General features: G+C 74.5%; 20 protein-coding genes and 1 pseudogene. 14 read left to right on the top strand and 7 right to left on the bottom strand.

The window, feature by feature from the left end:
- Positions 1–56 precede the first annotated feature (56 nt).
- Both ACUJ8O_RS05390 and ACUJ8O_RS05385 read left to right on the top strand, forming a co-directional pair.
- The gene (locus ACUJ8O_RS05390) at positions 57–968 is read left to right on the top strand and encodes a hypothetical protein (RefSeq protein WP_078025893.1); all 912 of its coding nucleotides are present in this window, start codon (positions 57–59) and stop codon (positions 966–968) included.
- 22 nt (positions 969–990) lie between these two features.
- A complete protein-coding gene (locus ACUJ8O_RS05385; RefSeq protein WP_078025892.1) occupies positions 991–2226 on the top strand; it encodes a phosphotransferase in 1236 nt (411 codons plus the stop codon).
- 32 nt (positions 2227–2258) lie between these two features.
- Here the strand turns inward: ACUJ8O_RS05385 and ACUJ8O_RS05380 are convergent, their stop codons facing one another.
- Positions 2259–4094: a hypothetical protein gene (locus ACUJ8O_RS05380; RefSeq protein ID WP_445373219.1), complete on the bottom strand. Its 1836-nt coding sequence runs from the start codon at positions 4092–4094 to the stop codon at positions 2259–2261.
- 160 nt (positions 4095–4254) lie between these two features.
- On the opposite strand from ACUJ8O_RS05380, the gene ACUJ8O_RS05375 reads away from it, so the two are divergent.
- From ACUJ8O_RS05375 to ACUJ8O_RS05355, 5 genes are all read left to right on the top strand, one after another.
- On the top strand, positions 4255–4731 hold the full coding sequence (locus ACUJ8O_RS05375; protein ID WP_036316610.1) for an NUDIX hydrolase: 477 nt from the start codon (positions 4255–4257) through the stop codon (positions 4729–4731).
- Positions 4728–5864: a glycine betaine ABC transporter substrate-binding protein gene (locus tag ACUJ8O_RS05370; RefSeq protein WP_036316612.1), complete on the top strand. Its 1137-nt coding sequence runs from the start codon at positions 4728–4730 to the stop codon at positions 5862–5864. Before ACUJ8O_RS05375 ends, ACUJ8O_RS05370 begins: the two co-directional genes overlap by 4 nt.
- An 84-nt stretch (positions 5865–5948) precedes the next feature.
- Positions 5949–7187 carry a pyridoxal phosphate-dependent aminotransferase gene (locus ACUJ8O_RS05365; protein ID WP_041104371.1) on the top strand — a complete coding sequence of 413 codons (1239 nt, stop codon included), beginning with the start codon at positions 5949–5951 and terminating at the stop codon, positions 7185–7187.
- On the top strand, positions 7180–8097 hold the full coding sequence (locus tag ACUJ8O_RS05360; protein ID WP_041104363.1) for a PPK2 family polyphosphate kinase: 918 nt from the start codon (positions 7180–7182) through the stop codon (positions 8095–8097). Before ACUJ8O_RS05365 ends, ACUJ8O_RS05360 begins: the two co-directional genes overlap by 8 nt.
- Before the next feature lie 127 nt (positions 8098–8224).
- On the top strand, positions 8225–8809 hold the full coding sequence (locus ACUJ8O_RS05355) for a type 1 glutamine amidotransferase domain-containing protein (protein WP_445373218.1): 585 nt from the start codon (positions 8225–8227) through the stop codon (positions 8807–8809).
- Between the two features lie 115 nt (positions 8810–8924).
- Here ACUJ8O_RS05355 and ACUJ8O_RS05350 read toward each other — a convergent pair whose 3' ends face one another.
- Both ACUJ8O_RS05350 and xseA read right to left on the bottom strand, forming a co-directional pair.
- A complete protein-coding gene (locus tag ACUJ8O_RS05350) occupies positions 8925–9212 on the bottom strand; it encodes an exodeoxyribonuclease VII small subunit (RefSeq protein WP_445373217.1) in 288 nt (95 codons plus the stop codon).
- A complete protein-coding gene (gene xseA / locus ACUJ8O_RS05345; protein ID WP_445373216.1) occupies positions 9209–10522 on the bottom strand; it encodes an exodeoxyribonuclease VII large subunit in 1314 nt (437 codons plus the stop codon). The genes ACUJ8O_RS05350 and xseA overlap by 4 nt, the downstream gene beginning before the upstream one ends.
- A gap of 194 nt (positions 10523–10716) precedes the next feature.
- Here xseA and ACUJ8O_RS05340 point away from each other — a divergent pair, with 194 nt between their 5' ends.
- Both ACUJ8O_RS05340 and ACUJ8O_RS05335 read left to right on the top strand, forming a co-directional pair.
- On the top strand, positions 10717–11847 hold the full coding sequence (locus tag ACUJ8O_RS05340; protein WP_445373215.1) for a hypothetical protein: 1131 nt from the start codon (positions 10717–10719) through the stop codon (positions 11845–11847).
- A 10-nt stretch (positions 11848–11857) separates the two neighbouring features.
- The gene (locus ACUJ8O_RS05335) at positions 11858–12964 is read left to right on the top strand and encodes a 4-hydroxy-3-methylbut-2-enyl diphosphate reductase (protein WP_445373214.1); all 1107 of its coding nucleotides are present in this window, start codon (positions 11858–11860) and stop codon (positions 12962–12964) included.
- A 122-nt stretch (positions 12965–13086) separates the two neighbouring features.
- On the opposite strand, the gene ACUJ8O_RS05330 is transcribed toward ACUJ8O_RS05335, so the two are convergent.
- The 3 genes from ACUJ8O_RS05330 to ACUJ8O_RS05320 form a co-directional block, all read right to left on the bottom strand.
- A complete protein-coding gene (locus ACUJ8O_RS05330; protein ID WP_095347600.1) occupies positions 13087–14787 on the bottom strand; it encodes an SLC13 family permease in 1701 nt (566 codons plus the stop codon).
- A 127-nt stretch (positions 14788–14914) separates the two neighbouring features.
- Positions 14915–16174 (bottom strand): DNA recombination protein RmuC, encoded by a 1260-nt coding sequence (gene rmuC, locus ACUJ8O_RS05325; protein ID WP_095347599.1) that lies wholly within the window; start codon positions 16172–16174, stop codon positions 14915–14917.
- Between the two features lie 65 nt (positions 16175–16239).
- Positions 16240–16677 (bottom strand): hypothetical protein, encoded by a 438-nt coding sequence (locus ACUJ8O_RS05320; RefSeq protein WP_095347598.1) that lies wholly within the window; start codon positions 16675–16677, stop codon positions 16240–16242.
- A 56-nt stretch (positions 16678–16733) separates the two neighbouring features.
- On the opposite strand from ACUJ8O_RS05320, the gene ACUJ8O_RS05315 reads away from it, so the two are divergent.
- The 3 genes from ACUJ8O_RS05315 (at position 16734) to ACUJ8O_RS05305 (ending at position 18460) form a co-directional block, all read left to right on the top strand.
- Positions 16734–17300, top strand: a complete 567-nt coding sequence (locus ACUJ8O_RS05315; protein ID WP_036317043.1) for an O-acetyl-ADP-ribose deacetylase — start codon at positions 16734–16736, stop codon at positions 17298–17300.
- Positions 17297–17848 carry a YdhK family protein gene (locus ACUJ8O_RS05310; protein ID WP_020626858.1) on the top strand — a complete coding sequence of 184 codons (552 nt, stop codon included), beginning with the start codon at positions 17297–17299 and terminating at the stop codon, positions 17846–17848. The genes ACUJ8O_RS05315 and ACUJ8O_RS05310 overlap by 4 nt, the downstream gene beginning before the upstream one ends.
- A gap of 150 nt (positions 17849–17998) precedes the next feature.
- Positions 17999–18460, top strand: a complete 462-nt coding sequence (locus ACUJ8O_RS05305; RefSeq protein WP_036317045.1) for an Hsp20/alpha crystallin family protein — start codon at positions 17999–18001, stop codon at positions 18458–18460.
- Positions 18461–18561: 101 nt separating this feature from the next.
- Here the strand turns inward: ACUJ8O_RS05305 and ACUJ8O_RS05300 are convergent.
- Positions 18562–18909: pseudogene (locus tag ACUJ8O_RS05300) on the bottom strand (GMC oxidoreductase); the annotation flags it as partial.
- A 401-nt stretch (positions 18910–19310) separates the two neighbouring features.
- Between ACUJ8O_RS05300 and ychF the strand changes: the two are divergent.
- Both ychF and ACUJ8O_RS05290 read left to right on the top strand, forming a co-directional pair.
- The gene (ychF, locus tag ACUJ8O_RS05295) at positions 19311–20396 is read left to right on the top strand and encodes a redox-regulated ATPase YchF (RefSeq protein ID WP_036317047.1); all 1086 of its coding nucleotides are present in this window, start codon (positions 19311–19313) and stop codon (positions 20394–20396) included.
- A 212-nt stretch (positions 20397–20608) separates the two neighbouring features.
- The gene (locus tag ACUJ8O_RS05290; RefSeq protein ID WP_233569914.1) at positions 20609–20929 is read left to right on the top strand and encodes a hypothetical protein; all 321 of its coding nucleotides are present in this window, start codon (positions 20609–20611) and stop codon (positions 20927–20929) included.
- Positions 20930–21268: the final 339 nt, after the last annotated feature.

Genomic DNA, 21268 nt, shown 5'->3' with positions numbered 1-21268 from the left:
CGTGCGGACACGCCGCGATGGCCGGACCGGTCCGCCCCCGGCGCTAGGCTGACCGCATGGACGAGACCACCGCGCCGACGAGGGCCGTGCAGGCCGCGCTCGACGCGCTGGCCGACGCCCGGGTGAGCGCGTCGCTGGTCATCGTGGCCCTCGTGGCCTTCTTGGCCTGGCGGCTCGTGCTGCGCCGCCATCGTCTCGCGTCCGCCCCCGCCCGCCCGTCGATGCCGAGGTCCTTCATGCACCGCCTGCAGAGCTCGCCCGCCGTCCGTGCCCTGACCGCCCGGTTCTCGGGCCGCCTGAGCGCCGCCGCCGACGCGGCGCGCGCCGCCCGCGGCCGGACCGGCCTGCACATCCGGTGGGGGCGCACGGCGCTGTTCCTCGCCGCCCTCGTGGCCCTGCTCGTGTTCCTCGTGGCCGGTCTCGCCGCGGCGTTCGGCGCGGGCACGCTCGCCCTGGCCGGCTGGTCGCTCCTGTTCGCCGTGGCCGGGCTGGCCGGCCTGCGGGCCCTCGCGGTCCGCGACCGCACCCGTCGTGCCCGGCCCGCCGCCGTCGTCGTCCCGGAGCGCCCCGCCGCCCCGGCGGCCGAGGAGCGGCAGGCCCCGCCCGCGGACCCCGAGCGGGACCGCCGCGTGCTGGAGACCGTGCTGGCCTTCGAGACCGAGGCGCCGCGCCCGGCCGCCGCGCCCGCCGCACCCCGGGTCGAGCCCGTGGTGGTGACCGCCTCCGCCGCCGCCCCCGCAGCGGACCGCGTCGTGACCATCCCCGCGGTGCCGCGCCCCACCTATCTGGACGCACCGGAGATGGCCCGCCCCCTGCCGGCGCCGCTCGAGACCCCCGCCCCCACCGGCGCGGACACCCGGCTCACAGACGCCGCGCGCACGGCGGACGATCAGATCAGCGCCGCCGCCGAGCAGGACATCGCCGCCCTGGACCTGGACAACGTCCTGGCGCGGCGCCGGGCCTGCTGAGCCCCGCCGGGCGGCCGCGCCCGTGAGCATCGACCGAGCCGCCGCGCGCCAGGCCGTCCGCGCGTCGGGCGAGCGCTGGCTGCGCACCCGAGCCGACGCCCTGCACCTGCAGCGGGGGCGTCGGCTCGCGCGCGTCCTGGACCTGGACGTGATGACCGGACGCGCGGGCGACGCCCGCGTGCGCTCCCGCACCCTCGTCCTCGCCCGCGACCCCCGGCACCCCGACGTCCCCGCCGCGGCGTGCCCGCCCGTCCCGGGCGAGCGCGGGATCCTGGAGGACGGCACCCTGTGGTGGTGGGCCCCCGCCGACCCCGTCCTGCCAGGCCTCACGCTGACCGCCGACCCGGACGCGCTCGCGGCCCTGCTCGGCACGGCGCCGGGCCGGGCCCGCCTCACGTGGCGCGGCTACCGGCCGCGGGACCGCGCGGTCCTGGCCGTCGAGGCGACCGGCGACGACGGCGTCGCGGCCCGCACGTTCCTGAAGGTGCTCCCGCCCGCGCGCGCCGCACGGGTCGCCCGGCGGCAGGCCGCCGCGGGGGCGGCCGGGGTGCCGGTGCCCGCCGTCCTCGCGACGCCGGAGCACGGGGTGCTCCCGCTCGCGAGCGTGCCGGGCCTGCCCTGGCGGGCGCTGCTGGCCGGGCCCGAGGCCGCCGGCCTCGACCCCGCGCGGGTCGCCGCGCTGCTGGACCGGCTGCCGCCGGTGCCCGAGGAGCCCCCCGGCCCGGCCGGCCCCACGGCCGGGGCGGCCGGGTGCGCCGACACGGACGACGGCGGACCCGCCATCCTGCTCGAGCACGCCACGTGGGCCGCCGTCGTGCTGGACCCCGAGGCCCAGGACGAGGTCGCAGCCCGGGCCGACCGGCTCCGCGCGGCGCTCGCGGCCGGGGATCCCGGCCCACGTGTGCCCGTGCACGGCGACCTGCACCCGGGGAACCTGCACGTGGACGCGGCGGGGGAGCGGATCACCGGCGTGCTGGACGCCGACGACCTGGGCATGGGGCACCGCGTGGACGACTGGGCCGTCCTGATCGCCCATCTCGAGGCGGGCGCCGTGGACCTCGGTGCCGGCGGCGCCGCGCTGCGCGCCGTGGCCGCACGGTTCCGGCGCCACGCCCGCAGCGAGGTCGACGAGGTGGCGCTGGCGGCCCGCGTCGCGACCGTGCTCGCCGCCCTCGCGGCGCAGCCGACCGCGCCCCGCGCCGTGCGGTCCGCCCGCCGGGCCGCCGCCGACGCCGCCCTGGCCCGCGTCGGCCTCTGACCCGCGATGGCGGCCACCCCCTCGAGCGGCGGTCAGTCCGCGCCGAGCCCCTCCCGGAGCGCGTCGAGCTCGTCCCGGACGCGCGCGGCGCCGTCGTGGTCCCCGAGGGCGGACAGGCACTGGTGCAGGCCCGTGAGCGCGCCGAGGCGCACGAGCGTGGAGTCGGTGGAGTCGCACACCAGGCGGAAGAGCGTCGCGGCCTGCTCGGGGCTGCCGTCCTCGGCCACCACGTAGGCGGCGAAGAGCTCGGCCTGCGCGGCGCCCTCGCGGTCCCCGGCGGCCGTGAACAGGTCGGCGGCCTGCAGCGCGGTGGCGATCGCCTCCGGCCCCCGCTCGAGCGACCACAGGGCCCGGGCGCGGGTGTCCGTGTAGTCGGCCACCTGCCAGTCGGCGCCGGCGTCCCGCACGAGGGCGAGCGCCTCCTCGAGGAGGTCGAGGCCCTCCGCCTGGCCGGACTCGCACAGCAGGTACCCGTGCGCGTGCAGCGCGGCCGGCAGCACCGCCGGGTCCTCGTCCACCGCCTGGCGCGCGGCCGCGACCGCCCGCTCGAACAGGTCGAGGGCCGAGGGCCGGGTGCGTTCGTCGCGCTCGCGGTTCACGAGGGCGCCGGCGGCCAGGAGCGTGCGCGCGGCGTCCTCCCACTGGCCGTGGGCCTCGAACAGGCCGGCCGCCTCCCGCCACAGGGGCAGCGCGTTCTCGGCGCGGTCCTGGTCGTGGTGCGCGTGGCCGAGGTCCACGAGGGCGCGGGCCTGCTCGACGTCCCGGCCGTGGGTGGCCTCGCGGCGCACCAACCGGGCGAGCAGGGGCTCGGCCTCGTCGGCGCGGCCGGCGAGCACGAGCTGGTGCGCCCACCAGTAGCTCAGGCTCGAGGCCTCCGGCGCCTCGGCCTTCTCCGCGTGCACGGAGGCCAGCTCCCACGCGGCCACGGCGACCTCCTCGTACCCGTCGAGGTCGCCGGCCACGCGCCCGGCCAGGGCCGCCGCGGAGGCCGCGCCGCGCCGCAGACCGACCGAGGCCATCCGCTCCGCCGCCTCGAGCGCCAGGTCGAGGGCCGCCGTCGGACGGTCCAGCTCATGGGCGGCGATCGCCCGCACCGTGGTGGCGGAGGCCAGGACGGCCCGGGCGGCGGGCAGCGCGGTGACGACGGCGGCCGCCGCGTCCGCCTCGGCGTGCTCGCCCCGCCACAGGTGCAGGCGGGCGAGCAGCAGGTGCGCGCTGGACCACGAGCCGGTGGGCAGCAGGGCACCGGCCGCGCGCAGCCCGCCCAGGACGGCGATGACGCGGCGGGCCAGCTCGAGCGCGGCGTCCAGGTCCCCGGTGTGCACGGGGTGCACGGCCAGGGCCAGGGCGGCCTCGGGCAGGACGGTGTCCCCGGGGTCCTCGCCGGGAGCGCCCGGCTCGTCCTCCACGACGCCGGCCAGCACCGCCGCCTCGACCGTGTCCGGGTCGCGCACGAGGGCGGCGCCGAGCTGGGACTCGAGCCCGGCCTGCCGGGGCCGGCCGAGGTGGCGCAGCAGCGCCGCCCGGGCCTCCACCCAGCGGGTCAGGGCGGCCTCGTCCCCGACCTGGCCCGCGGCGACCGCGAGCGCCCGCAGCAGGGCGAGGCGGACGTCGTCCTGGCCGGGCCCGAGCGCGGCGAGACCGGAGTCGGCGAGGCGGGCGGACTCCCGGGGCTCGTCGCGCAGCGCGGCCTCGAGGGAGAGCTCCCACCAGCCTCGGGCGTCCAGGGCGGTCGGGGCGTCGGGCGCCGCGGTGCCGCGGGCCTGCCGGAGCAGGGCGCGCACCCGGTCCAGGGCGGCGTCGACGGCCGGCTCCACGGGGCCGCCGGAGGGGTCGTCCCGGTGGGGCGGGTCCTGCGGGGTGTCCACGGGCGCGGCTCCTTCCGGGGGGTGGGACGGGTGGTCCTCCAGCCTAGGGCGCGGGTCGGTGGACCGTGCCGCTGTTCGCGGTGGGCGGTGCTCGTAGACTGGCCGGGCCCGCAGCGTCGCCCGCCGCGGGCCGTCCCACTGCCGCCAGGAGTCCGCAGCCATGAGCACCACCCCCGCCGCCCCGGACGCCGCCGGAGCACACCCCGCCGGCCCGTTCCAGACGCGCGCCGGCGCCTACGCCCTGATCGTGGACGGCGGCCGCGTCCTGCTCAGCTCGTGGCAGGGGCCCGAGTTCCTGCAGTGGACGCTGCCCGGCGGCGGCATCGAGCTCGGCGAGAGCCCGGAGGAGGCGTGCCTGCGCGAGGTCTGGGAGGAGACCGGCCACACCGCCGAGCTCACGGGCCTGCTGGGCGTCACGACCGGGACGATCCCGGTGGAGAAGCGCCTGCGGGGCGAGCCGCTGCCCCTGCTCACCGTGCAGGTCCTCTACACCGCCCGCATCACGGGCGGCGTCCTGCGCCCTGAGGTCGGCGGATCCTCGACGGACGCACGCTGGTTCGACCTCGCGGAGCTCAGCGAGCTGCGCACCGCCTCCTGGGTCACCGAGGCGCTCGCCCGTGCCGGGGTGGACACGTGAGCCGCCCCGCCCACCGCCGCCCGACGGCCCTCGCCGCCTCCGCCCTCGTGCTGTCGCTGGCCCTGGGGGCGTGCGCGCGGCAGGCGGACGCCCCGCCGACGCCCTCCGCGTCAGGCACCCCGATCACGGTCGTGCACGGCGGCGAGGGCCTGGAGGGCGCCGTCGCGGCGGTCCTGGCCCGTCACCTGCGCCTGCACGGCCACGCCGTGGCGGACGAGGACGGCGTCGCCGTGGAGCAGTCGGCGTGGTCCGCCGCCGGCGGGGACACGGTCGCCGTCGTGGACACCCTGGCCCTGGCCACCGCCGCCGACCCCGCAGCGGCGCTGCCGTCCCCGCCGTCGCCGGCGTCGACGCCGACCGGGATGGAGGCCGGCCCGTCCACGGACGCCGTGCCCACCGCCTCGGCCACCGCCTCGACCGCCGCCCCGAGCCCCACCGCGCTGCCCGTCGGCGACCCCGCGGCCGACGCCCCGGCGGCCGGGCGCGTCCTGGAGACGCTGCTCGCCGGGCAGACGTCCGCGGCGGGGACACCGCAGGACGAGGCCCCGGCGGTGCTGTCCTCGTCGGCGGGCGTGCTGCGCCTGACCGCGGTCGTCACCCAGACCACCGCGGCCCGGCTCGAGCTCGAGTCGATCACGGACCTCAACGGCCGGTGCGAGTCGCTCACCGCCGTCGCACCCCCGCCCCTGACCGCCGCGGCGGATCCGGACGCGGCCACGGCCCTGCGCGCCCGCCTGGACCGGCTCGCCGGCTGCCGACCCGAGACCTGGCTGGCCGACACCGAGGACCCGAGCGCCGCCCTCGTCGCGGACGAGGCCCAGGTCGCGCTGCTGACCGACACGGATCCGGAGATCGACGCGAACACGCTCGTCCCGCTCGAGGACGACGGCCGCGTGCTCCCGGAGGGGCGGCTGACCGCCGTCGGCTCCGCCGCGACGCTGGATGACGACGCCGAGCGGCGCATCGCCGAGGTGATGTCCGCCCTCGACGGCGACGGTCTGCGGGAGCTCGAACGGCTCACCACGGGCGCCGACCCGCTTCCGGCCGCCGAGGCCGCGCAGTACTGGCTGGTGGACCATGGCCTGGAGGACGCGCCTGAGGACTGGTTCGTGCCCCGCGGCTCCTGGTTCTGAGCCCGCACGGAGGCGGGGCGCCGGCCCGCGTCGCACGAGCGCGACTGTGACGCACACCGCCCGGGGAGTGCCATGATGGAGGGCATGCCGACCCCGCGTCCCCGCCAGATCCGCCAGTCCGCCAAGCTGCTGAACGTCCGCTACGACGTGCGCGGCCCCATCCTGGAGGAGGCGCAGCGGATGGAGGCCGCGGGCCACCGGATCATGAAGCTGAACATCGGCAACCCGGCCCCGTTCGGCTTCGAGGCGCCGGACGCCGTCCTGGCGGCGATGCACCAGCACCTGCCGCACGCGCAGGGCTACTCGGACTCCAAGGGCATCTACTCGGCGCGCACCGCCGTCTCGCAGTACTACGAGTCCCGGGGCATCCGGGACATCGGCGTGGACGACGTGTTCATCGGCAACGGCGTCTCCGAGATGATCACCATGGTCCTCACGGCCCTGGTCGACGACGGCGACGAGATCCTCGTCCCCTCGCCCGACTACCCGCTGTGGACCGGCGCCACCACCCTGGCCGGGGGCCGAGCGGTGCACTACCGCTGCGTCGAGGAGGAGGGCTGGGAGCCCGACCTCGAGCACATCGAGTCCCTCGTCACGGAGCGCACCAAGGGCATCGTCCTGATCAACCCGAACAACCCCACTGGCGCGGTCTACTCCCGCGCCGTGCTGCAGGGCATCGTGGACGTCGCCCGCCGCCACAACCTCGTCCTCATGGCGGACGAGATCTACGAGAAGATCACCTACGACGGCGCCCGCCACATCAACGCCGCCGGCCTGTCCGACGACGTGCTCACCCTGACGTTCTCCGGCCTGTCCAAGGCATACCGGGTGGCGGGCTACCGCTCCGGCTGGGTGGCCGTGTCCGGGCCGAAGCACCGGGCCGCCGACTTCCTCGAGGGCCTGACCCTGCTGGCCAACATGCGGATGTGCGCCAACGTGCCCGCGCAGCACGCCATCCAGGTGGCACTGGGCGGCTACCAGTCCATCGACGACCTCGTCCTGCCCGGCGGTCGGCTGCTCGAGCAGCGCAACCTCGCCCAGGACCGCCTGAACGCCATCCCCGGCGTGTCCGTGCAGCCGGCCCACGGCGCCCTCTACCTGTTCCCGCGGCTGGACCCGGAGGTCTACGCGATCGACGACGACGAGGCGTTCGTCATCGAGCTGCTGCGGGCGAAGAAGATCCTCGTCTCGCACGGCGGGGCATTCAACTACCCGTACACCGACCACTTCCGGCTCGTCACGCTGCCCAGCGTGAAGGACCTGGACGTGGCCCTGGACCGCCTCGAGGACTTCCTCGAGGACTGGAGGGAGCGCCATGGCTGACACCCCGGCCGCCGAGGCGGGCGGACCCGCCCGCCCCACCGACGACGGCGTCTTCGGCGCCCCCGCCCGGGAGCTGTTCGCCGCCCGCCGCGGGGACGAGGTCCGGGGCCCGGCCGACGTCGACGCCGCCGCGACGCCCGGCTACGGCGGGGACAAGGCGAAGGGCAAGAAGGACCTGGCCGCGCGCGGCCGGGCGCTCGCCGACCTGCAGGAACTGCTGTTCGCCCAGTCGGTGCGCCACGCGCCCGTGGCGGAGGCGCCGTCCCTGCTGGTCGTCCTGCAGGGCATGGACACCGCCGGCAAGGGCGGGATCATGCGCCACGTGATCGGGGCGATGGACCCGCAGGGCGTCCACGTGCACGCGTTCAAGGCGCCGACAGCGGAGGAGCGCGCCCACGACTTCCTGTGGCGCATCCGCCCGCACCTGCCTCGGCCCGGCCTCGTCTCCGCGTTCGACCGCTCGCACTACGAGGACGTGCTCGTGCATCGCGTGCGCGGGCTCTCCCCGCTGGCCGAGGTGGAGGAGCGATACGGGGCGATCCGCGAGTTCGAGGCGGCCGTGCGCGCCGCCGGGACGCGGATCGTCAAGGTGATGCTGCGGATCTCGCCGGAGGAGCAGGCCGAGCGCCTGCTGGCCCGCCTGGACGACCCCACGAAGCACTGGAAGTTCAGCGAGAGCGACCTCGACGACCGCGCGTACTGGGACCAGTACATGGACGCGTACCGGATCGCGATCGAGCGGACGGACACCGAGGACGCGCCGTGGTTCATCGTGCCGGCGGACCGCAAGTGGTTCGCGCGGCTGGCGGTGCAGCAGCTGATCATCGAGACCCTGCAGGGGATGGGGCTGGACTGGCCGAAGGCCGACTTCGACGTCGCGGCCGCCCGCCGTCGCCTGCTGGCGGGCTGAGCGCCGCCGTCGTCGCGGTGGGCGGGGAAGTGGTGGCCGGACCTTGCCAGGCCCGGGGCCGCAGTGAGTTGATGGGGAACACCGGGCGCCGCAGAGGCGTGCCGGATCCGATCCGAAAGGTGGACCCATGTCCGAGAACGCTGTCCAGAACGCCCCGCTGACCGGCAAGACCGTCGCGTTCCTCGCGACCGACGGTGTCGAGCAGGTCGAGCTGACCTCCCCGTGGGAGGCCGTGATCGCCGCCGGCGCGACCCCCGTGCTCGTCTCGCCGAAGTCCGGCACCATCACCGCGATGCAGTCCGACTGGGATCACGGCGAGTCCTTCGAGGTGAACACGACGGTGAAGGACGCCAAGGCCGAGGACTTCGACGGCCTCGTGATGCCGGGCGGCACCCTGAACGCGGACGCCCTGCGCATCAACAAGGACGCCCAGGCGTTCGTGCGTGCCTTCTTCGAGCAGCACAAGCCGGTGGCGGCCATCTGCCACGCCCCGTGGACCCTGATCGAGGCCGGCGTCGTGGAGGGCCGCCGCCTGACCAGCTACCCGTCCCTGAAGACTGACCTGAAGAACGCGGGCGCCCAGTGGGTGGACGAGGAGGTCGTCGTGGACAACGGGCTGACCACCTCGCGCTCCCCGGACGACCTCGACGCCTTCAACGCCAAGCTCGTGGAGGAGCTGAGCGAGGGCAAGCACGAGGACCAGACCGCCTGACCGACGTCGGGAGCGAGCCGCGTGGGGGCGGGGGCCGATGGCCCCCGCCCCCACCGTTTCTCGAACGAAAGCGTGGCGGAGGCCGCCGTTTCCCGAACGAAAGTGGGGGGCGGGGTCAGCTGGCGTCGGGGGCGGCCTCGCCGCGCACCTGGTCGAGGCGGGCGCGGGCGCCGTCGAGCCAGGCCTGGCAGCGGTCGGCCAGCGCTTCCCCGCGCTCCCACAGGGCCAGGGACTCCTCCAGGCCGGCGCCACCGGCCTCCAGCCGCCCCACGGTCTCCATCAGCTCGGCGCGCGCCTGCTCGTAGCTCATCTGGGCCACGTCCGAGACGTCCGCGGAGGTGAAGCCCTCCACCCCGCTCGGGCGGCCCGCGTCCTGCGTCTGCTCCATGCCCTGCTCACTCATGCCTGTCGTGTCCTCTCGTGGGATGGGGTCGGGGTGGTCCGGTGCGTCGCGACGACGTCCGCGGCGATCCGTCCGGCCGCCACGAGGATGTCGAGCCGGTCGTCCGGGGCGACCTGGTCCGCGTCGCGCACGACCTGTCCGGCGTGCTGGACCACGGCGTAGCCGCGGTCCAGGGTGCGCTGCGGGGACAGGGCGCGGACGCGGGCGCGCAGCTGCGTGAGGGCGTCCTCCTCGCGGACGAGCCGGTGGCCCAGGGCGGACCGGCCGCGCTCGCGCCACCGGTCCGTCTCCTCCTGCCGGGTGTCCACCATCACGTGCGGACGGGCCAGCACGGGCCGGGAGCGCAGGGCCGCGAGCCCCTCGGCCTCGGCGCGCACGCGGCGCTCGACGGCCGCGGCCAGCCGCAGACGCGCATCCGCGAGTCCGGCGGCCTCCTGGGCCGCGTCCGGGACGATCCGCTTGGCCGCGTCCGTGGGGGTGGAGGCACGCAGGTCGGCGACGTCGTCGAGGACCGGGCGGTCCGCTTCGTGGCCGATCGCCGAGACGACGGGCGTGCGCGCCGCCGCCACGGCGCGCACCAGCGCCTCGTCCGAGAAGGGGAGCACGACCTCCTCGAGCGCGCCGCCGCCGCGGGCGATGACGATGACGTCCACGGCCGGGTCGGCGTCGAGCTCGGCGAGCGCGGCGGCCACCTGCCGAGGGGCCTCGGCGCCCTGCACGGCGACCTCACGGATCTCGAACTCGGCGGCGGGCCAGCGCAGCAGGGTGTTGCGCAGCACGTCCTTCTTCGCGTCCGAGTCGCGGCCGGTGATGAGCCCGATCCGGTGGGGGAGCAGGGGCAGGGGTCGTTTGCGCGCGGGGGAGGTCAGCCCCTCCTCGGCGAGGGCCCGGCGCAGCAGCTCCACGCGGGCCAGCAGATCGCCGAGGCCGACCGGTCGCATCTCCTGCACGTTCATGGACAGGCGCCCAGCTTTGAGCCAGAAGTTCGGCTTTACGCGCGCCACCACGCGGGAGCCCTGCTGGACGGTCCCGTCCAGGGTCATGGCGACGTTCCGCCAGGCGGTGAGCGGCAGGGACACCTCCTCCTCGAGGTCCCGCATGGTCATGTAGACGTTGCCGCGGTTGTTCTTGAACTCGATGAGCTGGCCCTCGATCCACGTGGCGGGCGCGCGCTCGATGTGGGCCTTGAGGTTCTCGGAGAGCCGGCGCAGGGGCCACGGCCGCTCGGCGGAGGTCTCGCCCGCGCGGGCGGGCGCCGAGACGGGCATGTCCGACGCCGCCGAGGCGCCCTCGGTCACGGGCTGGTCCATCCGGGTCCCTCCTGTCCGCGCCCGGTCCGCCCGGGCACGGGCCCACCGTACCGCCCTCGCCGGACGCGCAAGACGGCGCCCGGGCGTCCCCCGGACCCGCCGCCGGCCCGGTCGGGCGCTCAGACCGGGGAACGTCCGGCCAGGATCAGTACGCTCGACGGGGTCGGAACGGAACGGAATGGAAGGACCCCCCCATGCGCACCACTCTCAGTGTCCTCGTCGCGGCCCTGGCGGGCCTGCTGGCGGTGCTCGCGACGGCCGGTGCCCTCGTCGACGAGGCGACGCACCGCCCGGAGCTGCTGCGCGGGGTGACGGAGCAGGTCGCCGTGGACCCCGAGGTCCGCGCCGCCGTGCCGGGGGTGATCGACGACGTCGTGCACGACGCCGTCCCCGAGCAGGTGCCGGACCCGCTGGCCCAGGCGGCCGAGGACCTGCTGCGCCCGCTGGCCCAGCGCGTGGCGGACGACCCGCAGGTGGTGCAGGGCTGGTCCGACACCGCTGACGAGGCCCGGCGCGCCTGGCTCGCCCAGCTCGAGGACCCGCAGGGCGCGGACGAGCCCGGCTCGGGCGCGGACGTGACCATCCCGTTCGGTCCCGTAGCACAGTCCGGGATCACCGCCGCCCTGGGCGACATCGAACGTGACCTGCGCGAGGACCGGTTCGACCTGCCCGGGCAGGCGCTGCTGGAGACGATCGCGGGCGCGGACGTCGGCGACTGGGCCGCGGACACGCTGCTGGCACCCCTGTACGACCGCGCCGCGGACCTGCGGGACAGCACCGCGCTGCGCATGGACGCGCGCATCGACGCCTTGGCCGGCACGGACCGGGCCACCGTGCACCGCTGGGTGGACGCCTCCGCGCACTGGCGCTGGGCCGCCGCCGCGTCCGTGCTGGCGCTCGTGGGCGCCCTGCTGCTCGCCCCCCGAGGGCGACGGGGTCTCGCCGTGGCCGTGGCGGGTGCGGTCGCCCTGGCCGGCGGGCTGATCGGCGGCGCCCGCCTGGGTCCGGACGCGGTCCACCTCACGGCGCCCGAGGGGGCCTCCCCGGGGGTGGCCGCGTTCGTCCAGCAGATGGAGGAGGCCGCCCGCCCGGCGTTCGCGGCCGCCGTCGCCTCCTACCCCCAGACCCTGACCACCCTGGGCTGGATCGTGCTGGCCGCGGGCCTGTTGCTGGCCCTGGCCGAGCTCGGGGTCGCTCGGCGTGGCCGGGTCCGTGCCGCCCGGGCGGACGGTCCCCCGCGGTGGGCCGCTCCCACACCGCGGCCGACGACACGTCGCGCTGAGCCCGCGGCGAAGCCCGGGCGCGGTCTGCGTCCCGGCCGATAGCATGGAGGGCATGTCCGCTCCCTCCGTCTCCGCCCGTCCGTCCGCCGTCGGCCTCGGGATGCCGCAGGTCCCGCGCGTTCGTCGTTCCCGTGAGGAGGTGGAGGCGGCCGCGCCCGTGTCCGGTGAGAAGCGCGTGCTGCTGGCCGCCCCCCGTGGCTACTGCGCCGGCGTGGACCGTGCCGTCGTCGCCGTCGAGAAGGCCCTCGAGCACCACGGCGCCCCCGTGTACGTGCGCAAGGAGATCGTCCACAACCGGCACGTCGTGGACACCCTGACCGAGCGCGGCGTGGTGTTCGTCGACGAGCTGGACGAGGTGCCCGAGGGCGCCCTGACCGTGTTCTCCGCGCACGGCGTGTCCCCGGCCGTCGTCGAGGAGGCCGCCCAGCGCAACCTGCGCACCATCGACGCCACGTGCCCGCTCGTGACCAAGGTGCACCGCGAGGCCGTGCGCTTCGCCAAGCAGGACAAGCGGATCCTGTTGATCGGCCACGACGGTCACGAGGAGGTCGAGGGCACGTTCGGCGAGGCGCCCGAGCACACCACGGTGATCAACGACGTGGCCGAGGCCCGCACCGTCCAGGTGGAGGACCCGGACAACCTGATCTGGCTCTCCCAGACCACGCTCTCCGTGGACGAGACCCTCGAGATCGTCTCCGTGCTGCGCGAGCGGTTCCCTCACCTGCAGGACCCGCCCTCGGACGACATCTGCTACGCCACCTCCAACCGGCAGGCGGCCATCAAGTCGATCTCGCCGGAGTGCGACCTGGTGATCATCGTGGGCTCGGCGAACTCCTCGAACTCGGTGCGCCTCAAGGAGGTCGCCGCGGAGTACGGGGCCTCCCGCGCCGAGCGCGTGGACTTCGCCAACCAGGTGGACGAGTCCTGGTTCGAGGGCGTGGCCACCGTGGGCCTGTCCTCGGGCGCGTCCGTGCCCGAGGTGCTGGTCCAGGAGGTGCTCGCGCTGCTGGCCGAGTACGGCTATGGGCAGGTGGACGAGGTGGTGACCGCCGAGGAGGACATCATCTTCTCCCTGCCCAAGGAGCTGCGCGCCGAGATGAAGCGCGTGGGCGACGACGGGCGCGCCCTCGGCGGACGCCGCCGCGACGCCGAGGCCTGACCGCGCCCCTCGTCTCCTCGCTGAGGCCCGCAGACTCGCCGTCGCGACGCCGACGTAGCGGCGAGTCTGCGGGCCTCGGTGTGCCCGGGCCTCAGCGTGCCGGGCCGGCGGGTGGTCAGGACTCAGAGTCCGAAGACCCAGACGAGCAGGGTCATCGACGCGATGGAGATGAGCACGGCGGCGATGATGTTCAGCCACACGCCGCCCTTCACCATCTGGCCGATGGTCACATAGCCGGAGCCGTACGCGATGGCGTTCGGCGGGGTGGCCACGGGCAGCATGAACGCGCAGGTCGCGGCGAGGGCGACGGGCGCGGCCAGCATGAGCGGGGGGACGCCGGTGCCCAGGGCCACGCCGGAGGCGACGGGCAGGAACGTGGCCGCGGTGGCCGTGTTCGAGGTCATCTCCGTCAGCAGCAGGATGCCGACGGCGGCGATCACCACGAGCACCCACACGGGGATGTCGCCGAGGCCCTTGACCTGCTCACCGAGCCACGTGGACAGGCCCGACTTGGAGAACTGACCGGACAGGGCCAGGCCGCCGCCGAACAGCAGGAGCACGCCCCACGGCAGCTCCTTCGCGGCCTCCCAGTCGAGCAGGCGCACGCCGCGCCCGGCCCCGCCGCCGGCCGGCAGGAGGAACAGGATGAGTCCGACGACCATGGCGATGGCCGCGTCCGAGAGCAGCGGGGACTCCAGGCCCAGGACGTACTCGGAGATCAGCGGCACGGTGATCCAGGCCAGCGCGGCGAGGATGAAGACGGCGAGGACCTTGGCCTCGGGGGCGCTCATGCGGCCGAGGCGGGCCAGCTCGGTGGCGATCAGGTCGCGGCCGCCGGGGACCTCGTCGATCTCGGGGCGGAACAGCACGCGGGTGAGCAGGAACCAGCACGCGAAGAGCAGCACGACGGCGATCGGCACGCCGACCAGCATCCACTGGCCGAAGCCGATCTCCACGCCGTGCTCGGCGGCCATGTGGCCCGCGAGCAGGGTGTTGGGCGGGGTGCCGATGATGGTGCCGAGCGAGCCGATGGACGCGGCGTAGGCGATGCCGAGCATGAGCGCGGTGCCGAAGTTCGTCTTCGTCAGGGAGCGGATCTCGGCCTGCGTGGGGGCCTCGCCGGGCGCGGATGCGGGCGCGGCGGGGCGGTCGGCCTGGTCCGCTGCCTCGTCCCCGGTCAGGGCGCCGTCCGTGCCGTAGCGCTGGACGAGCACGAGGATGGACACGCCGATGGGGAGCATCATCACGGCGGTGGCGGTGTTGGACACCCACATGGAGATGAACCCGGTGGCGATCATGAAGCCCAGGACGAGGTTCACGGTCCTGGCGCCCATGAACGTCAGGACGCCGAGCGCGATGCGCCGGTGCAGGTTCCAGCGCTGCATGGCCAGGGCGAGCATGAAGCCGCCCATGAACAGGAAGATGATGTTGTTGCCGTAGCTCGCGCCGACGGCGTCGAAGGTGATGCCGCCGTCGGACTCCTCGGCGGGCACGCCGAGCGGGAAGACCACGAGCGGCAGCAGGGCGGTGGCGGGGATGGGCAGGGCCTCGGTCATCCACCACACGGCCATGAGCACGGCGGTGGCGGCGACGAGGCGGGGCCAGACGCCGAGGTCGCCCGGCATCAGCAGGAACAGGGCGACGGCGAGCAGGGGGCCGGCCACGAGGCCGATGATGCGCTTGACGTTCTCGCCGCCGGTCAGCGGCTCGTCACGCATGCCCGGGGAGAGCTCGTGTTCGAACTCCTGGGCGGCCGCCCGGGGGTTGAAGCGGGAGACGTGCTCGTTGACGTTGCTCGGCGGGGGGGTCGATCGGGACTCCACGGGGCCTCCTCATCAAGTCAGGCCCTCGGCGCGGCCTGGCAATTCTCTGTGAGTTTCACGGTAGCAAGTGGCCTGGGACACGGAAAGACGACGTCAGGGCCGCGACGGCCCATCCGCCCGGCCCCGCTCACGCCTCCCGCGCCGTCTCCGCCCGACGACGGCGCAGCTCGTCCTCCTCCACGCCCGCGACCAGTTCCGGGGCGGCCAGGGGCCGGGGCGCGGACTCGAGCGTGCGGATGTCCGGCGTGGGGGCCAGGCCCGGGTCGGCGTCGCGGAGGCGCCGGGCGGCGGGGAGCACGCGCGACTCGACGTTGCCGACGAGCTGGTTGTAGCGGTCCACGGCGGTCTTGAGGGAGCCGCCCATGCGGTCCAGGTGGGTGCCGAGCGTGCCGAGACGCTCGTAGAGGTCCTTCGCGCTGGCCACCACGGTGTGGGCGTTCTCGGCCAGGGTGTCCTGCCGCCACGCGTAGGCCACGGACTTCAGGGCGGTCAGGAGGGAGACGGGGGCGACGAGCGCGACGTTCCGGGAGAACGCGTGGTCCAGCAGCCCGGGGTCCGCGTCCAGCGCCGCGGCCAGGAGCGACTCGGCGGGCAGGAAGCACAGGACCAGCTCGGGGGAGTGCTCGAGGCCGTCCCAGTAGGACTTCGCGGAGAGCTGGTCCACGTGGCGGCGCACGGCCGCGGCGTGCTGGGCGGCCAGCGCCTGGCGCCGCTCGTACGCCTCCTCGCCGGGCTCATCCGCGAGGGCCTCGGCGGCCAGCGCGTCCCCGATGGGGGCCTTGGCGTCCACGGCCATGGCCTTGCCGCCGGGCAGGGACACCACGAGGTCCGGGCGGAGGCGCTCGCCGTCCCTGCCGGACAGCGTGGCCTGCTCCGTGAAGTCCACGTGGTGGAGCATGCCCGCCGCCTCGACGACCCGCCGCAGCTGCGCCTCGCCCCAGTGGCCCCGGGCGGAGGTGGACTTGAGGGTGGCCATGAGCGAGGTGGTCTGGTTCAGCAGGTCCCGGTCGGTGGCCGCGGCGGCGCGGAGCTGCTCCCCGAGTCGGCCGAACTGGGAGGCCCGATCCCGTTCCAGCACGCTCACCTGCTCCTGGAGCGCCGCCAGCCGCTGGCCCAGCGGCGCGAGCGTGGACATCACCTGGGACTCCGCGCGTCGGCGTTCGGCGTCCTCGGCGCGCGCGGCCGTGAGCGCGCGCTGCTCCGCCCGGGCGGCCGCGAGCTCCTCTCGCGCCCCCTGGTGCTCGGTGCGCAGCGCGGCCAGCTCGGCCTGGGCCCGGCGGGCTTCCTCACCGCCACCGGCCGCCCGGCGCCACATGAGCCACGCGCCCACCAGGGCGCCCAGCACGAGTCCGAGGATGAGGGCGAGCAGCAGGTTGAGGATCTCCATGCCCCCACCCTCGCAGGCCGCACGGACACGGTAGGCCGCGGCGCGCCGTCGTCGTGGTGGGCGGCTCAGCCGAAGAGCGGGTTGGGGCCGTTGGCCACGACCTGCGGGTCGCCGTCGACGCGGGCGGCGATGCCCGCCGCGGCCACACCGGGCAGATACGGGAAGACCATGCGGGTCGAGGCCAGGGCGGCGGCGTCGAAGGCCTCCACCGCGACGGCCGGGCGGGGTCCGTCCGCCGTCTCGATCTCGCCGTCGAACACGGCCACCGCCCGCGTGGGGCGCGGGCTGATCGTCGCGACCGTGGCGGCCGCCTGCTCGGGCTCGAGGTCCGGGTGCTCCCACATGCCGCGCTGGCCGTCGGCGGCGACGGCGAGGATCGTCGGGGCGAACACGGACTGCCGGCCGAGCGTGTCGAACACGTGCTCCACCGCGAGGCTGATCAGCGGCAGCAGCTCGCCGCCGGGAGGCGTGGGGGTCGGTCCGGTGGGCGTCGGGGTGCTCATGGGGCCGAGGCTACCGGCCCTGTCCGACGGCGCCCACCCGCGCCTAGCGTGAACCCATGCAGCTCACCATCGCCCCCGGGGACATCACGGCCACGCACGCGGACGCCGTCGTCAACGCCGCCAACTCCACCCTGCTCGGCGGCGGAGGCGTGGACGGCGCCATCCACCGGCGTGGCGGTCCCGAGATCCTGGCCGAGTGCCGCCGCCTGCGCGAGACCGACCTGCCGGAGGGGCTGCCCGCCGGCCAGGCCGTGGCGACGACGGCGGGGCGCCTGCCCGCGCGCTGGGTCATCCACACGGTGGGCCCGGTGTGGGCCAAGACGATCGACAAGTCCGACACCCTCGCCTCGTGCTACCGCGAGTCCCTGAAGGTGGCGGCCGGGCTCGGCGCCCGGACGGTCGCGTTCCCGGCGATCTCCGCGGGGATCTACGGCTGGCCCATGGAGGACGCGGCGCGGATCGCCGTCGAGACCTGCCACGCGATGGCGGACGAGGTGGGCGGCACCGTGGACGAGGTGCTGTTCGTGCCCTACGGCGACACGGCGGAGGCCGCGTTCCGTGCGGCGCTCGGGCACCTCGAGGCCCCCCAGACCACCGATGACGAAGGAGACACCGGACGATGACCATGCGTTTCTGGACCAGGACCGTCGCCGTGACTGCGGCGAGTCTGCTCGCGCTCACCGGCTGCGCGACGGGAGGGGAAGAGGCGGCGACGTCGTCCTCCCACGGCGGGCACGCGGGCCACGCGATGGACGGCGGCCCCGCCCCCGAGGGCATCGAGCCCGCCGCGGACCCGGCCCACCCCGTGGGCACCGAGGTCACCCTCATGGCGGACCACATGCCCGGGATGGAGGGGGCCGCCGCCACCGTCGTGGGCGCGTACGAGACCACCGCCTACTCCGTAGACTACCGGCCGACGACGGGCGGGCCCGAGGTGACGGACCACAAGTGGGTCGTCCAGGAGGAGCTGGAGGACGCGGGCGCCGAACGCCTGCCCGACGGCGCGGCGGTCACCCTCGCGGCTGACCACATGCCGGGCATGCAGGGTGCGGAGGGCACGGTGCACTCCTCGACGGATGAGACCGTCTACATGGTGGACTACGAGTCCGACGGCATGCGGATGAGGAACCACAAGTGGGTGGTGGAGAGCGAGATCGCCTCGGCGGGCTGACCCCGGGCCGGGAGGGTCCTGACCGCCCGCCTGGAAGTTGATCGAACTTCACGTAGATTTCTGGAATAGGCTCGCCGGGCGTGCTGTTGTAGTGGTCAGACGCCGCGGTGTCAGCGGCGCCCACCCGAATACCGAGGAGAGTGAACCGACATGGCCCGTCCTATCGATCCGTTCCGTGAGATGGAGCGCCTGGTGAACGGTCTGACGCCCCGCGCGACCGGCACCGTGTCCATGCCCATGAACCTGTACCGCGAGGGCGACGTCTTCGTCGCCGAGGTCGAGCTGCCCGGCGTCGACCCGGCCTCCATCGACGTGGACGTGGAGGAGCGCACCCTCACCGTCCGCGCCGAGCGCAAGGAGGACCCGGCCCGCGAGGACCGACGCTGGCTCACCCGTGAGCGTTCCGCCGGCACCTTCGCCCGCCAGCTCACCCTGGGCGAGGGCCTCGCCCTCGACCGCATCCAGGCCGACTACAGCGACGGCGTCCTGACCCTCACCATCCCGGTGGCGGAGCAGGCCAAGCCCCGCAAGATCTCCGTCACCCACGGCGGTGCTGCCCCCGTGGCCGGGCAGACCGTGGAGGGCGAGACCGCCGAGACCACCGGCGAGTGACCGGCCTCTGACGGAGCCGCGCGCGGCCGGCGCGCGGTCCGTCCCCCGAACGCAGATGCGGCGGGCCCCCCACCGGGGGCCCGCCGCATCTGCGTGGCGGTCAGGCGCAGCCCCGTCACGCCCTTGACGCGCAGACGGGCGTCGAGCGGGCTCATGGCGTCGTCCTCGGCGCCCATGCGCACCGAGCCCACCGGGTGGTACACGGTGTTGTGGGTGCGGCGCACGTAGTCGGCGATCTCCTCGTCCGTCTGCGCCTGCTCGCCCGGGGCCAGTTCGCGCCCCGCCCACGCCGCCATGGCCGGCTGGGAGACGATCTCCCGGGCCAGCCGGATGCCGGCGACCGCGACGGCCATGTCATGGCCCTCCGGGTCGGTGAAGTAGCGCGGGTCCACGGCCGGCTTGTCCCGGTAGTCGTTGGAGCGCAGGCGCACGGTGCCGCGGGACTTGGCGAGGGGGGGGACCCGGTGGCCCTGCGGTCTCGGCTGTCGTCCTCTGGTCGGCAGACACAGGTGTGCGTCCTCTCGTCGGGGTCTGGGCGGCCCGCCCACCCTACAGATCGGTCATCTGGGCGGGGATGCGTGCTGGGCGGTGCGGGTCTCTGGGTTCCGTGGGCGCGTGGGGGCGGGGGCTGGGGCTGCCGGGCCCCGTGGCCGCCGGGCCTCTGGGTTCCGTGGGCAGAAAAGCAAGGGTTTCTGCCCCCGGAAGCGAAAACCCTGCCGGTTCTGCCTCCGGAACAGGGGAGAGCGCGCTTTCTGCCCACGGAGCGGGCGGGGCTGCCGGTTCTGCCCACGGAACGGGGCCGGTGCGGGACGCCTCCGCCGCGGCGGGCCCGCCGGTAGACTGCCGGACTGTGGCTTTGACTATCGGATTCGTGGGACTGCCCAACGTGGGCAAGTCGACCCTGTTCAACGCGCTGACGCGCCAGACCGTGCTCGCGGCGAACTACCCGTTCGCGACGATCGAGCCGAACGTGGGCGTGGTGAACCTGCCGGATGAGCGCCTCCCGCAGCTCGCCGAGATCTTCGGCTCCGAGCGCATCCTGCCGGCCACGGTCAGCTTCGTGGACATCGCCGGCATCGTGAAGGGCGCCTCCGAGGGGGAGGGCCTGGGCAACCAGTTCCTGGCGAACATCCGCGAGGCCCACGCCATCGCGCAGGTGGTGCGCGCGTTCGACGACGGCGACGTCGTCCACGTGGACGGCAAGGTGGACCCGGCCTCGGACATGGAGACCATTAACACCGAGCTGATCATCGCGGACATGCAGACCGTGGAGAAGGCGATCCCGCGCGTCGAGAAGGAGGTCAAGGGCAAGAAGAAGGAGCCCGCCGACCTCGAGGCGCTCAAGGCCGCGCTCGCGGTGCTGGAGCGGGGCGAGACGATCTTCGCCGCGAAGGACAAGGACAAGCTGGACATGGACCGGCTGCGGGAGCTGAGCCTGCTCACCGCCAAGCCGTTCATCTACGTGTTCAACTCGGACGAGGGTGTGCTGGGGGACGAGGCCAAGCAGCAGGAGCTGCGGGATCTGGTGGCCCCCGCCGACGCCGTGTTCCTGGACGCCAAGCTCGAGTCCGACCTCGTGGAGCTCTCCGAGGAGGAGGCGGCCGAGATGCTGGAGATGGCCGGGCAGGACGAGTCCGGGCTGGACCAGCTGGCCCGCGTGGGCTTCTCCACCCTCGGCCTGCAGACGTACCTGACGGCGGGGCCGAAAGAGACGCGCGCCTGGACGATTCCGGTGGGGGCGACGGCGCCCGAGGCCGCCGGCGTGATCCACACCGACTTCCAGCGCGGCTTCATCAAGGCGGAGATCGTGAGTTTCGACGATCTGATCGCCGCCGGCTCCATGGCCGACGCCAAGGCCGCCGGCAAGGTGCGCATGGAGGGCAAGGACTACGTGATGCGCGACGGCGACGTGGTGGAGTTCCGGTTCAACGTTTGAGCTCCTGAGCCACGAAAGCAATGGATGGGGTCCCGGATCTCAAAACCCTTCGGGTGAGGGAGTTACTTCAACTCGAGGCATCCATTGTCTCCGAACTGCGCGGGCGTGGTCTGGTGCGTACCAACAACAAACCGCTGGGCGACATCGCTTAGCAGGTGGTGTTGGCCGCGCGGGGTGTTGTCCTAGAACCCAACTCGACGAAGTCGCACGACGTGACGGATCAGAGTGGTCGCCGGGTCCAGGTCAAGGCAATGGGTGGCCGCGTGGTCGGGCGGTCGGGGAAGTTCAGCCCGTTTCGGAGCTTCGACTTCGACACTGCGGTGTTCCTGATCTTCGCGGCAGAGACGTTTGAACTCGTGCTCGCGCGCGAAGTCGATGCCGACTCTGTTGAGGCCGTTGCCCCATACAGCCGACACACGAATGGGCGGCAGGCCACGCTGCGTCAGGTTGAGAGCTTGGGCCTGGACGTGACGACAGAGATGCGGGAAGCGTTTGCGACGCTCGATCCTGACGCGGTCGATCTCGTGCAGTAGGCGCCCACATCGGGGCGGCCGATGCATGAAGCTTCATGTGACCGACAGTGCAGCGAGTCATGGCTGCATCGGGATCGACGTCACCGCTGGAGTCACCGCCAGATCAGCGAAAGGCCCCGACGATACCGCTACCGCGGCGACGTAGCCGGCTACCTGCTCGGTTGGGTTGTCGGTGATCGGAGAGCCTGCTGATCGCGGTGAGCCTCCGACCTTAGGGTGGTGAGTGCACGATCGTGTACCTGACGAAGGGACTGCAGTGGCGAGGTTGAACCTGAAGGCCATAGAGGAGCGCGTCGCTCCCCTGGGCGGTCGCGATTCCTACGACCGCGAGTTCATCTT

This window comes from Micrococcus sp. EWR3.9.1 (genome assembly GCF_052615555.1).
This window is presented reverse-complemented; position numbering and strand designations above follow the sequence as displayed.